Source organism: Mesorhizobium sp. M0761 (assembly GCF_040320205.1).
Lineage (GTDB): Bacteria > Pseudomonadota > Alphaproteobacteria > Rhizobiales > Rhizobiaceae > Mesorhizobium.
In genome coordinates this window covers 42,373-55,240 of sequence record NZ_JAMYPF010000005.1, presented here as the reverse complement: position 1 = coordinate 55,240, position 12,868 = coordinate 42,373, and the positions used below count along the sequence as shown (strand labels likewise).

The following is a 12,868-nucleotide window of genomic DNA, read 5'->3' as shown; positions in this document are numbered from 1 at the left end:
GCTTCTCAAGCGAAATTGGTAGTCGATCATGTTTGGAAAAAGAGGCTCCGACGACGGCGGCCGGTTCACCCCGGAGTTCCGTCAGCCAGCGTTAGCGGCGCCGGCTGCTGCAACGCCTGCGGACATGGCGGTACTTGCCCGACCCCCGGCAGCGCCGCCGCCGGGAGCGCTGGCAACGCCGCCAACTCGCCGTGCCGTTGAGGCGCCGTCGATGGCGCCGGAGCCGCCAAAAAAGATCCAGCGCGAAAAAAGCGAAACCTACTACGACACCAAGAGCCAGGTCTTCTCCGCGCTCATCGACACCATTGACCTGTCGCAACTTGCGAAACTCGATCCCGAGAGCGCGCGCGAGGAAATCCGCGATATCGTCAACGACATCATCGCCATCAAAAATTTCGCAATGTCGATCGCCGAGCAGGAAGAGTTGCTCGACGACATCTGCAACGATGTGCTAGGCTACGGGCCGCTGGAGCCGCTGCTCGCCCGCGACGATATCGCCGACATCATGGTCAACGGCTCCAAGAACGTCTACATCGAAGTCAACGGCAAGGTCGAACAGACCGGCATCCGCTTCCGCGACAATCAGCAGCTGCTCAACATCTGCCAGCGCATCGTCAGCCAGGTTGGCCGCCGCGTCGACGAATCGAGCCCGATCTGTGACGCCCGTCTTCCTGACGGGTCTCGCGTCAACGTGATCGCGCCGCCGCTCTCCATCGACGGCACCGCGCTCACCATCCGCAAGTTCAAGAAGGACAAGCTGACGCTCGATCAGCTGGTCAAGTTCGGCGCCATCTCGCCGCAGGGCGCCGAGATACTCAAGATTATCGGCCGCGTCCGCTGCAACATCGTCATCTCCGGCGGTACCGGCTCCGGCAAGACGACGCTGCTCAACTGCTTGACCAACTATATCGACCGCGAGGAACGCGTCATCACCTGCGAGGACTCGGCCGAACTGCAACTGCAGCAGCCGCACGTGGTACGTCTCGAAACCCGCCCGCCCAATCTCGAGGGCGAAGGCGAGGTGACCATGCGCGACCTGGTCAAGAACTGCTTGCGCATGCGGCCCGAACGCATCATCGTCGGCGAAGTGCGCGGACCGGAGGTTTTCGACCTGCTGCAGGCGATGAACACCGGCCATGACGGGTCGATGGGAACGATCCACTCCAACAGCCCGCGCGAATGCCTGAACCGTATCGAATCGATGATCGCCATGGGCGGCTATTCGCTGCCGCAGAAGACCGTGCGTGAAATCGTCGTCGGCTCCGTCGATGTCATCATCCAGGCAGCACGCCTTCGCGACGGCTCGCGCCGCATCACCCACATCACCGAGGTGATCGGCATGGAAGGTGACGTCATCATCACGCAGGACATCGTGCTCTACAACATCAAGGGCGAGGACTCGAACGGAAGGCTGCTTGGCGAGCATGTGTCGACCGGCATCGGCCGTCCGCATTTCTGGGATCGCGCCCGCTACTATGGCGAGGAACAGCGCCTCGCCAATGCTCTGGAATCGATGGAGAAACGCGCTGACTAACGCATATCCAGGCGTGGGGACTGAGGTCGATGTTCGGAATTGATACCACCGTACTGGCGTTCATCGTGCTCGCCGGCTTCAGCGCCGGTGCGGTCGCCTATGCCTTCCTGTTCACCAAGATGAGCAACGAGAAGCAGGCCGGCAAGCGGCTCGAGACGATCAAGGCCGCCGAGACCGATCGTTCGGTCGTCAAGGCTTCGCGCGACCGTGTCGCGGAGGCGGTCAAGCGGCGTAAATCTGTCCAGGACACGCTGAAACAGCTCGACGAAAAGCAGAAAACCAACGAACTCGCCGTCAAGAAGCCGCCGTTGAAGGCCCAGATTCGTCAGGCCGGCATGCAGGTCTCGATCGAGCGTTTCTATATCTACTCCGTCATTTGCGGCATCGCGCTGACGGTGCTCGCCTATCTCGCCGGCGCGCCGCTACTTGTCCTGCCGGGTACGCTTCTGGCCGGCGCGCTCGGCCTGCCGCGCTGGTTCGTCTCGTTTCGCCGCGCGCGCCGGGTAAAGGCGTTCCTCAACGAATTTCCCAACTCCCTCGACATCATCGTGCGCGCCGTCAAATCCGGCCTGCCGCTCAACGACGCCATTCGCCTGATCGCCAATGAATCGCCGGAGCCGGTCAAGACCGAGTTCCGCCGGATCGTCGATTCGCAGCAGGTTGGCATGTCCATCCCCGACGCCACCTTGCGCATGGCTGAGACCATGCCGTGCAGCGAGGCAAGTTTCTTCGGAATCGTTATCCAGATCCAGTCACAGGCCGGCGGTAATCTCTCCGAGGCGCTAGGCAACCTTTCGCGCGTGCTTCGCGATCGCAAGAAAATGAAGGCCAAGGTCCAGGCGCTGTCCATGGAAGCGAAGGCGTCGGCCGTCATCATCGGCGCGCTGCCTATTGTCGTCGCCCTTCTCGTGTATCTGTCGAGCCCGAACTACATCATGCCGCTGTTCACCACCAGCACCGGCAATCTGATCCTTGGCTGTTCCGGCGTGTGGATGTCGATCGGCATTCTGGTGATGCGCAAGATGATGAACTTTGAAGTTTAGGCCCACCTTGGAAAGCTCGAACGAAAAGACTGAAAACGGATGACCGACCAAGTCGTAAAATCGCTGACCGATCCTGCCTTCCTGATCGCATTGCTGGTCGGCGTTGCGGTGTTCGCGACCGTCTTCACGTTGCTGCCGGCGCTTGGCGGCAATCAGCTCAAGGCGCGCATGAAATCGGTGGCGCTGGAGCGTGACGAATTGCGCGCCAAGCAGCGCTCGCGGCTTGCCAACGAAGCCGATCGCCGCCGCAAGGGGCTGCGCGAAGAGCAGTCGATCGGCATGCGCAACATCGTCGACAGGCTCGACCTGCGGCGTGCGTTGGCCGATGAAGGCACGTTGCAGAAGCTCAAGGTGGCGGGCTTTCGTGGCCAAAACCCGCTGACGCGCTTCCTGTTTTTCCGCCTGATCCTGCCGTTTGTGGGTTTCGCGCTGGCAGCGATCTATCTGTTCGTGCTCGGCGGACTGCCTGACCGGCCGGCCTTCGCGAAACTGTTCGTCTGCATTCTCGTCGCCTACGCCGGCTTCTACGCGCCGATCCTTTACGTCAACAATCGTGCCGCCAAGCGCAAGCAGTCGATCCAGGCGGCGTGGCCGGATGCGCTCGACCTGATGCTGATCTGCGTCGAGTCGGGCATGTCGGTCGAGGCTGCCTTGCGCAAGGTCTCCGAGGAGATCGGTTCGCAATCGGTGGCGCTGGCGGAGGAATTCGTGCTGACCAATGCCGAACTCTCTTATCTGCAGGAACGCAAGCAGGCTTATGAAAACCTGTCGGCTCGTACCGGCCTGGAATCGGTGAAGTCAGTGTCCCAGGCACTGGTCCAGGCGGAACGCTACGGCACACCCGTGGCGCACGCATTGCGCGTGCTGGCCGCGGAAAGCCGCGACATGCGCATGAATGCAGCCGAGAAGAAGGCCGCCGCCCTGCCGCCGAAGCTTACCGTGCCGATGATCCTGTTCTTCCTGCCGGTTTTGTTCGCCATCATTCTGGGCCCAGCCGGCATTCAGGTCAGCCAGCGCGGCATCTTCGGCGACCAGCACAATTCCTCAAGCCAGTAGGCCTCGTTGCAGCCATACAAAGAGCCGCACTGCCAATGCAGTGCGGCTCTTGGCTTTCAGCGTTGATGCGTGGACGGATTTTGCGCTGTGCGGAGCCGGCGCCCATGCGGCGCTCAGTTGGTCGCCGCCTTTGCCTTGTCCTGATCCTTGAGCTGGCTCCAGGCGTTCTGCTGGGCAAGCATCTGGCGAAGATAGGCTACATTGGCTTGCGCCTGTTCCGGCGAAAGCTCCTGCGAGGCGATCTTCTCGGCCTCGTCGAAGCGGCCCTGCAGTCCCACGACCAGCGCAAGGTTCTGGCGCACCCGGCTGTCGGCATTCGGTTGCTGGGCTGCCGAGCGCATATAGGTCTCGGCGGTGCGCAGATCGCCTTCCAGCACATAGGACATGCCGAGATTGGAAAGGATCGAGGGTTCGTTCGGCTTGAGGTCCAGCGCCTTGCGGTAGTTCTGGCGCGCTTCATCCTTCTGGCCAAGCTGGTCGAGAATGGCGGCCTCGGCCGACATCAGCCGCCAGTCCGGATATTCCGGCGTCTGCGCCCGGCGCACGGCGTCGAGCGCCGGCTCGAACTGGCCGTTGGCGGCCAGCGCCTTGCCGTAGGCGGCAAGCACGTCGCGATCCTTGGGGTAGGCGATCGCCAGCTTGCGCATCACGGCAAGCGACTGGTCGGCATCGCCGTCCATCTGGAGCGCCGCCGCAAAATTTGTCGCCAGCCGCTTGTCGTTGGGGTTCTTTGCGTAGGATTCGCCGAGCCGCCCGGTTGCCCCGTGCAACTCGCTGGCCGACATGGTTTCCAGCGGTTTGCCGCTGGTGCGACCGATCGAGCCGGTCGTGAGCTTGCTGGTTCCGCACCCGGCAACACCGGCTGCAAGCGCCATCAGCAACGCTGTGGTGACCAACCGTTTGCCCGCGACGTTCATCCTGCGGTTGGTGGGCATCGGCACGGGGCTCTCCATTCCTGCGCGTGGCCATTCACGTGGCCATCTTCATCCCCGCAGAAATATTCTGTTAACCCTAACGGACAGTTAAAAAGCGAGCCGTCTGATCGGCGAACGGCCCGCCGGAAGCCATTGGCCTGGCATGTCCAATGTCTGGTCTCTGTGCATAGATGTTGAAATCATCCGACGTCCCTGTCACTTGACTGGGGACGATCTGCAAGCCTTCCCGGAGACCATCGAATGCCCGTCGAACTCATCGAGACACTAAACACTGCCTTGCCGGTCCATCTGGTCGCGAGGGATGGACTGGAGGCCTTGGGGCTTTCGCCTTCCACGATCGCATGGGCGGCCGCCAACGGCTTTTCCGGCGAAGCCGGCAGGACGCTCGCCGTCGCCGGCGACAACGGTTCCCTTGCCGGCGCCTTGTTCGGCGTCGGTGATGGCGAGGGGGCGCTGGCCGTCGGCATGCTGGCGAGAGCCTTGCCGGAAGGCGACTGGCATTTTGCCGCCGCTCCAGCCGAGCCGGAACTCGCGGCCATAGGCTTGGTGCTCGGCGGCTATGTCTTCACTCGCTACGGCAAGAAATCAGGCAAGGCGTTGCGTTTTGCGCTGCCGTCCGGCGCCGATGCGGGTCGTGTCCGGCGCATCGCCGACGGCGTCTTCCTGGCGCGCGACCTCGTCAACACGCCGACCAGCGACATGGGACCGGACGAGTTGGAGAAGGCCGTACGGACCCTGGCGGCCACTCACAAGGCCGAGGTATCGGTGATCAAGGGGGATGATCTCCTAAAGCAGAATTTCCCGATGATCCATGCGGTCGGCCGGGCCTCGGTCGGAGTGCCGCGCCTGATCGATATGGTTTGGGGACCGGAAGGCGCGCCGAAGGTGACGCTGGTCGGCAAGGGTGTCTGTTTCGACACTGGCGGCCTCGACATCAAGCCTTCGTCGGGCATGCTCTTGATGAAGAAGGATATGGGCGGCGCCGCCAATGTGCTGGGCCTGGCCTCGATGATCATGGCTGCCGGGCTGAAGGTCCGGCTGCGTGTCCTGATCCCAGCAGTCGAGAATTCGATTGCCGGCAACGCCTTTCGGCCTGGAGATGTACTGACCAGCCGCAAGGGCCTCACCGTCGAGATCGGCAACACCGACGCCGAAGGGCGGCTGGTGCTGGCCGATGCGCTGGCGCTGGCCGATGACGAGGAGCCGGAACTGCTGATCGACATGGCGACGCTGACCGGGGCAGCGCGTGTCGCGCTCGGCCCCGATCTGCCGCCTTTCTACACTGGCGACGAAGTGCTGGCGTCCGAACTGGCTGCGGCCTCCATGGCCGTCGAGGATCCGTTGTGGCGCATGCCGTTGTGGCGGCCCTATGACGCCAGGCTGGCGTCGAAGATCGCCGACATCAACAACGTCACCACGGACGGTTTCGCCGGCTCGGTCACCGCGGCGCTGTTCCTCAAGCGCTTTGTCGAACGGACAACGGGCTGGGCGCACTTCGACATCTTCGCCTGGAACCCGTCCGATCGCCCCTATGGACCCGCCGGCGGCGAGGCGCAAGGCATCCGTGCACTGGAGCGGGTCATTTCGAGGCGCTATGCCTGAGGCCCTGAAACCGGCCACCAAAACTGAAACGGAACCGAAACAATTTCCCGTCATGCTCGGGCGATGTCGATTTCGATGCGTCCGAGCCAGGCGATGCGACTGTGGCAGCAGGTGATGCTGTCGCAGGTGCGCGCCGGCGCGCCAGATCTCACCATGCGCCAGACGGCGATCCTGTTCACCATCTATCTCGACCCGCCGCCGCACACGGTGCGCGGTCTAGCCGCCCGCCTCAATGTCACCAAGCCGGTTATCACCCGCGCGCTCGACACGATGGGTGCGCTGAAACTGGTGTCACGCCATCGCGACGAGCTCGACAAGCGCAATGTGCTGATCCGGCGCACGGTCGAAGGCGCGCTCTTTGTCGAGCGCTTCGGGGATGGTATCGTTGCCAGGGCTCATGAACTGCCCATCTGATCAATCCATGAATTAGAACGAGTACCGATTTGACTGCCAGGGATGCCCGCCTCCACGCCTTCCGTTCCGACCTCGCCGATGCCAGGCTGAAAGGGGAGGTGTCGGCCGATCGCTTCGTCACCGGCCGTCCGGCCCGGATCGCAGCCTCCGTGGCTGACGTGCGCAAGGCACCGCGCCCGGATGCCGGCGTCAACACGCAAATTCTGTTCGGCGACGATGTGCTTGTCTTCGAGGAAGCCGAGGGATGGGCCTGGGTCCAGGCCGAACGTGACGGCTATGTCGGCTACGTCGGCGCCACCATGCTGGGCGCACCCGAGCATGCGCCAACCCACATCGTCACGGCGCCGCGCACCTTCCTCTATCCTGGCCCGGATCTGCGCTTCCCGATAAGCGGCCAATTGTCGATGGGCTCGACGGTGACGGTAACCGGTGCCGCCGAAACGCGCGGCACGCACTATGCGCTGTTGCCCTCCGGCGAGGCGCTGATCGCCGGCCATATTTGCCCGGTCAGTGACATCGCCGCCGACTATGTCTCGGTCGCCGAGATGTTTCTCGGCACGCCCTATCTCTGGGGCGGCACCTCCGGCTTCGGCATCGACTGTTCGGGCCTTGTGCAACTGGCCATGCGCATGGCCGGCCGCAATGTGCTGCGTGATTCCGACATGCAAGCGGCAGGCCTCGGCGAGCCGCTCGATCCGGGATTCGATTATGCCGGACTGAAACGCGGCGACCTGGTGTTCTGGAAGGGCCATGTCGCGATCATGACCGACGCCGAGACAATGATCCACGCCAACGGCCACACCATGCTGGTCTCGCGCGAAGGGCTGAAGGATGCGGTTGATCGGATTGGGTATCTGTATGGCGGGCCGACTGGGTTTCGGCGGCCCTAGCGCCTCTTCCTCGCCCGTTCACGGGGAAAGGTGCCCGAAGGGCGGATGAGGGGCGACGCCAGCGACTGAAAGGTCGCGCTGCGCCTCACTTGCCGGCCGGCATCCCTCTCCCCGTAACGCGGCGAGGGATAGCTCGGCCGATCACCTTTTGTTCCGATTTTCCTTGGCGATCGCGCGCCGTCGCGCTACCTCTTTCGCGTGACCGAGCAGCCGCGCCTTGCCAAACAGAATGCCGCCGTCCTTCTGCCCGAGCCATTCATCAGATGGTTTGGCGAAAAAGGCTGGTCGCCGCGCGCTCACCAGATCGAGCTGCTGGCGAAGGCTCAAGCCGGGCAATCGGTGCTCTTGATCGCACCGACCGGCGCCGGCAAGACGCTGGCCGGCTTCTTGCCATCGTTGACCGAACTGGCCAACCGCCCCAGACGCAAAGCCGGTATGGCACGGCGCGGCATCCATACGCTCTACATCTCGCCGCTGAAGGCGCTGGCCGTCGACATCGAGCGCAACCTCGGCAAGCCGGTGGAGGAGATCGGCCTGCCCGTCACCATCGAGACGCGCACCGGCGACACGCCTTCCCACAAGCGACAGCGCCAGAAGCTGGCGCCGCCCGATATCCTGCTCACCACGCCCGAGCAATTGGCGCTGCTGATTGCGGCCGGCGATGCCGGGCGCTTCTTCGAGGATTTGCGCTATGTCGTGCTCGACGAGTTGCATTCGCTGGTGACATCGAAACGCGGCCATCTGCTGGCGCTCGGGCTGGCGCGGCTACGCAGCATCGTGCCCGGCCTGCAGACGATCGGTCTGTCGGCAACGGTGGCCGAGCCCGACGAATTGCGGCGCTGGCTGGTCAGCCAGAATCCACCGGGAGACATGGCTGAACTCATCGTCGTAACCGGCGGCGCGAAGCCCGAAATCTCGATCCTCGATTCGGAAGAGCGCGTGCCATGGGCCGGCCATTCGGCGCGCTATGCGACGCCGGAAATCTATCGCGAGATCAAGCGCCACAAGACCACCCTGCTGTTCGTCAACACCCGCAGCCAGGCCGAGCTGCTGTTTCAGGAATTGTGGCGGGTCAACGAGGATACCTTGCCGATCGCGCTGCATCACGGCTCGCTCGATGTCGCCCAGCGCCGACGCGTCGAGAAGGCGATGGGCGACAACGCGCTGCGCGCCATCGTCGCCACTTCGACGCTCGACCTCGGCATCGATTGGGGCGATGTCGATCTCGTCGTCCATGTCGGCGCGCCCAAGGGCGCCAGCCGGCTGGCGCAGCGCATCGGCCGCGCCAATCACCGCATGGACGAGCCGTCGAAGGCGATCCTGATCCCGGCCAATCGTTTCGAGGTGCTGGAGTGCCGGGCAGCGCTGGACGCCAACTATCTGGGCGCCCAGGATACGCCGCCGCTGGTCAATGGCGGGCTCGATGTGCTGGCCCAGCATGTGCTGGGCTGCGCCTGCGGAGCGCCGTTTCGCGCCGACGATCTCTACGAGGAAGTGCTGACAGCAGCGCCCTATGCCAGCCTCGACCGGCCGACATTCGACCGCGTCATCGATTTCGTCGCCACCGGCGGCTACGCACTGAAGAACTACGAGCGCTACGCCCGCATCCGCCTCAACAAGGACGGCATGTGGCGGGTCTCCAATCCGCGCGTTGCCCAGCAATACCGGCTGAATGTCGGCACGATCATCGAGGTGCCGGCGCTCAATGTGCGTTACGTCAAGGCCGGCAGCAAAGGCTCGGCTTCGCACGGCGGCCGGGTTCTGGGCAAGATCGAGGAGGCCTTCCTCGAAACGCTGACGCATGGCGACACCTTCATGTTTGCCGGCAAAGTCCTGCGCTTCGAAGGCATCCGCGAGAACGAATGCTTCGTCTCGAATGCGCCGGGAAGCGACGCCAAGGTGCCTTACTATGGCGGCGGCAAATTTCCGCTTTCGACTTACCTCGCCGAGCAGGTGCGCGCCATGCTGGACGACCCACAGCGCTGGAAGAAGCTGCCCGAGCAGGTGTCGGATTGGCTGCGTTACCAAGCCGACAAATCGGTATTGCCCAAACGCGACGACCTCTTGATCGAGACCTTTCCGCGCGGCAACCGTCACTATCTCGTCGCTTATCCTTTCGAGGGCAGGCTGGCGCACCAGACGCTGGGCATGCTGCTCACCCGCCGCCTGGACAGGGCCGGTGCCAGGCCGCTTGGCTTCGTCGCCACCGACTACGCATTGGCCATCTGGTCGCTGGGCGATATGGGCGCGATGTTCAAATCGCGGAAACCTTCGCTTGGCGCGCTGTTCGACCAGGACATGCTGGGCGACGACCTCGAGGCTTGGCTGGCCGACAGCTGGCTGCTCAAGCGCACCTTCCGCAACTGCGCGCTGATTTCAGGCCTGATCGAGAAGCGCCACCCGGGACAGGAGAAAAGCGGCCGTCAGGTCACCGTCTCGACCGATCTGATCTATGACGTGCTGCGCAGCCATGAACCCGACCACATCCTGCTGCAGGCGACGCGCGCCGACGCGGCGACCGGTCTGCTCGATGTCAGCAGACTTGCCGACATGCTCTCGCGTATCCAGGGTCGAATCGTGCATAAGGCACTCGAACAGATATCGCCGCTGGCCGTGCCGATCATGCTCGAAATCGGCAAGATGCCGGTGAATGGCGAGGCCGACGAAACGCTGCTGATGGATGCCGCGACTTTGGTCGAGGAAGCCATGGGTCCTGGGATGGTTGAGGAATGAATTTTTCGCTGGCGCGGGCATCGCTGATCGCCGAGGCCGATTTTGTCGGCATCGCGGGCGAGCGCGCGGTCTGTGATTCGCGCGGCGTGCTCTATTTCCCCGATCTCAGGCTGCTCGCGGTCTCCGACCTGCATCTGGAAAAGGGCTCGTCCTTCGCCAGGCGCGGCGCACTGATCCCGCCCTACGATACCGGCGCCACTCTGCTCCGGCTGCAGGCGGTAATCGCGGACTACCAGCCGGCCATCGTCATCAGCCTGGGCGACTCCTTCCACGACGGCGGCGGCGCCGAGCGCATGCATCAAACCTTCCGCGATCGGCTGGAAGCATTGATGGCCGGCCGCGACTGGTTCTGGGTCGCCGGCAACCATGACCCGGAAGCGCCGGCGGATTTGCCAGGCGAGACGGTGCGCGAACTCGCCATCGGCTCGCTGCTGTTCCGCCACGAGCCGTCGAAGGTAAGAACCGAGGGCGAAGTTGCCGGCCATCTTCACCCTTGCGCCCGCATCGTCCAGCAGGGCCGCTCGGTGCGGCGGCGCTGCTTTGCCGGCGATGGCGGCCGCATGATCATGCCGGCCTTCGGCGCTTATACCGGCTCGCTCAACGTGCTCGACCGCGCCTATGCCGGCCTGTTCCGCCGCGAGACGTTGATAGCCTATATGATGGGCGCCGCGCGCATCTTCGCCATTTCCGGTTCGATGCTGCGGCCGGGCTAAGTTTCTACGGTATAAGCACGGTTGCGCCTGTCGTCTGCCGTGCTTCGAGCCGGCGATGCGCCTCCGCCACTTCGGCAAGCGGCATGCTTGTGTGCACCGGGATTTTCACTGCGCCGCTGAGGACGACGCTGAACAGATCCTCGCTCATGGCGACGACGTCCTCACGCCTGGCGAGATGATGGAACAGCAACTGCCAGGTGGCGAACAGCGATCCTTTCTGCATCAACAGCATGATATCGAAGGGTGGGATCGATCCCGATGCCGTGCCGTAGCTGACGAAGGTGCCGAACGGCCGCAGGCAGTCGAGCGAGCCCGGGAAGGTCGCGTTGCCGACGCCGTCATAGACGACGTGGCAGCCTTCGCCGTTGGTGACCTCTTTCACCCGTGCGGCGAAATTCTCTTTGCTGTATTCGATGACATGGTCGCAGCCATTGGCGCGCGCAAGTTCGGCCTTTTCGGGTGAACCGACCGTGCCGGTGACGGTCGCGCCGAGATGTTTGGCCCATTGCGTCAGGATGAGGCCGACGCCGCCCGCCGCGGCATGCACCAGGATGGTATGGCCCGCCTCGACGCGAAACGTGCGGCGCAGCAGATATTGCGCCGTCAGCCCTTTCAGCATCATCGCCGCACCCGTCTCGAAATCGATGGCGTCGGGCAGATGCACGACGAAATGCGCCGGCACGATGCGTTCTTCGGCATAGGCGCCGAGCGTCTCGACATAGGCGACTCGGTCGCCAGGCGCGAAGCCGCTGACGCCTTCACCGACGGCGACGATTTCGCCGGCGCCTTCATTGCCGGGAATGAATGGCAGAGCGGGCGGCGCGTATTCGCCGGTGCGAAAATAGATGTCGACGAAGTTGAGGCCGACCGCCCGGTTGCGCACGCGCACCTCGCCCGGTCCGGGCTGGCCGATGTCGACATCTTCGTAGGCGAGCACATCTGGCCCGCCATGGCGGTGAACACGGATCGCTTTCATGGTTTTCTTCCCTGCGCTGTTCTCTTGAGTGTGAGATAGCGCGTGGCGGGATATCATTGTAGACCGATACCGATGACATCAGAGTTCAAACAAGATGATATCTGAACAGATCGGCCTCGACCTTCTCCGCACCTATGTCGCGGTCTGCCGGCAAGGTAGCCTGAGCAGGGTCGCCGCGCAGACCGGCAAGACCCAATCGGCGCTGAGCATGCAGATGCGACGGCTGGAGGGCCTGCTCCAACGGCATCTGTTCCAGCGCACCGGCCGCGGTGTCGTACCAACTGCGGAGGGAGAGCTCTTTCTGGGATACGCGACCCGCATCCTCGCTCTCGGCGATGAAGCGGTGGCGCGTCTGCAGCAGGCTGGCATTGGCGGCGGCGTGCGTATTGGTCTTGCCGAAGAGGTCACCACGGCCGCGCTTTCGGCCGCGCTTGGGCGGCTGCATCGCACATATCCCGACATCAGCCTCGACGCGATGGTCGAGCACAGCGTCGCGCTGGGACGGCTGTGGAGCGAGGATGCGCTGGATGTCATGATTGCCCCGACATCCGTCGTCGCGGCCGATGCAGTGACGACATGGAACGTCGAACTGCAGTGGGTCTGCGCCCAGGACTATGTGCTGGACCATGACCGGCCACTCGATCTCGCCGCCTTCGGCGCAACCTGCCCTTGGCGCAGGCGTATGATCGAGGCGCTGGTCGCCGCCGGCCGGCAGTATAGGATCGTCCTGTCGTGCCAGAGCGTCACCGGCCTGCAGGCGGCGATCGAGAACGGGCTCGGCGTCGGGCTGCTTCCGCCGGAATCCGTGCGCGCCGGCTCAATGCGCGTCCTGAAGACATCGGTGCCCGAGCCCCTGATCGTCCAATACGGTCTCTACGTGCATGACCGCAGGACAGCCGTCGTCGATGCCGCGATCGAAATCCTGCTTAAGGATTTGCCGGCGGCGCCACGAGCACGGACCGCCTGACGGCG

12 protein-coding genes are annotated in these 12,868 nt (G+C 63.7%); 9 read left to right on the top strand and 3 right to left on the bottom strand.

The features are described 5' to 3' along the window. Positions 1 to 28: 28 nt before the first annotated feature. Genes NKI32_RS10015 through NKI32_RS10005 form a run of 3 tightly spaced genes read left to right on the top strand, consistent with a single transcriptional unit; the run spans position 29 to position 3,633 of the window. A complete protein-coding gene (locus NKI32_RS10015) occupies positions 29 to 1,534 on the top strand; it encodes a TadA family conjugal transfer-associated ATPase (RefSeq protein WP_353002563.1) in 1,506 nt (501 codons plus the stop codon). Between the two features lie 29 nt (positions 1,535 to 1,563). Beyond that, the gene (locus tag NKI32_RS10010; protein WP_023703461.1) at positions 1,564 to 2,577 is read left to right on the top strand and encodes a type II secretion system F family protein; all 1,014 of its coding nucleotides are present in this window, start codon (positions 1,564 to 1,566) and stop codon (positions 2,575 to 2,577) included. Between the two features lie 39 nt (positions 2,578 to 2,616). Then, entirely contained in the window at positions 2,617 to 3,633 is a 1,017-nt protein-coding gene (locus NKI32_RS10005) for a type II secretion system F family protein (RefSeq protein WP_023703460.1), read from the top strand. A gap of 113 nt (positions 3,634 to 3,746) precedes the next feature. On the opposite strand, the gene NKI32_RS10000 is transcribed toward NKI32_RS10005, so the two are convergent. Then, complete coding sequence (locus tag NKI32_RS10000; RefSeq protein WP_353002652.1) at positions 3,747 to 4,568, bottom strand: tetratricopeptide repeat protein; 822 nt, start codon at positions 4,566 to 4,568, stop codon at positions 3,747 to 3,749. A gap of 240 nt (positions 4,569 to 4,808) precedes the next feature. Here NKI32_RS10000 and NKI32_RS09995 point away from each other — a divergent pair, with 240 nt between their 5' ends. The 3 genes from NKI32_RS09995 (at position 4,809) to NKI32_RS09985 (ending at position 7,474) form a co-directional block, all read left to right on the top strand. Further along, positions 4,809 to 6,170, top strand: a complete 1,362-nt coding sequence (locus tag NKI32_RS09995; protein WP_023740758.1) for a leucyl aminopeptidase family protein — start codon at positions 4,809 to 4,811, stop codon at positions 6,168 to 6,170. A 63-nt stretch (positions 6,171 to 6,233) separates the two neighbouring features. Continuing rightward, entirely contained in the window at positions 6,234 to 6,584 is a 351-nt protein-coding gene (locus tag NKI32_RS09990; RefSeq protein ID WP_023669596.1) for a MarR family winged helix-turn-helix transcriptional regulator, read from the top strand. 29 nt (positions 6,585 to 6,613) lie between these two features. Next, positions 6,614 to 7,474: a C40 family peptidase gene (locus NKI32_RS09985; protein WP_353002562.1), complete on the top strand. Its 861-nt coding sequence runs from the start codon at positions 6,614 to 6,616 to the stop codon at positions 7,472 to 7,474. A 141-nt stretch (positions 7,475 to 7,615) separates the two neighbouring features. Here NKI32_RS09985 and NKI32_RS09980 read toward each other — a convergent pair whose 3' ends face one another. Continuing rightward, positions 7,616 to 7,810: a hypothetical protein gene (locus NKI32_RS09980; RefSeq protein ID WP_245260071.1), complete on the bottom strand. Its 195-nt coding sequence runs from the start codon at positions 7,808 to 7,810 to the stop codon at positions 7,616 to 7,618. Between NKI32_RS09980 and NKI32_RS09975 the strand changes: the two genes are divergently transcribed. Further along, positions 7,718 to 10,207, top strand: a complete 2,490-nt coding sequence (locus NKI32_RS09975) for a ligase-associated DNA damage response DEXH box helicase (RefSeq protein WP_353002651.1) — start codon at positions 7,718 to 7,720, stop codon at positions 10,205 to 10,207. The genes NKI32_RS09980 and NKI32_RS09975 overlap by 93 nt on opposite strands. Then, positions 10,204 to 10,920 (top strand): ligase-associated DNA damage response endonuclease PdeM, encoded by a 717-nt coding sequence (gene pdeM / locus NKI32_RS09970; RefSeq protein ID WP_352510955.1) that lies wholly within the window; start codon positions 10,204 to 10,206, stop codon positions 10,918 to 10,920. Before NKI32_RS09975 ends, pdeM begins: the two co-directional genes overlap by 4 nt. Before the next feature lie 4 nt (positions 10,921 to 10,924). Here the strand turns inward: pdeM and NKI32_RS09965 are convergent, their stop codons facing one another. Beyond that, the gene (locus NKI32_RS09965; RefSeq protein WP_352510954.1) at positions 10,925 to 11,896 is read right to left on the bottom strand and encodes a quinone oxidoreductase family protein; all 972 of its coding nucleotides are present in this window, start codon (positions 11,894 to 11,896) and stop codon (positions 10,925 to 10,927) included. Positions 11,897 to 11,990: 94 nt separating this feature from the next. On the opposite strand from NKI32_RS09965, the gene NKI32_RS09960 reads away from it, so the two are divergent. Beyond that, on the top strand, positions 11,991 to 12,863 hold the full coding sequence (locus tag NKI32_RS09960; protein ID WP_352510953.1) for a LysR substrate-binding domain-containing protein: 873 nt from the start codon (positions 11,991 to 11,993) through the stop codon (positions 12,861 to 12,863). Positions 12,864 to 12,868: the final 5 nt, after the last annotated feature.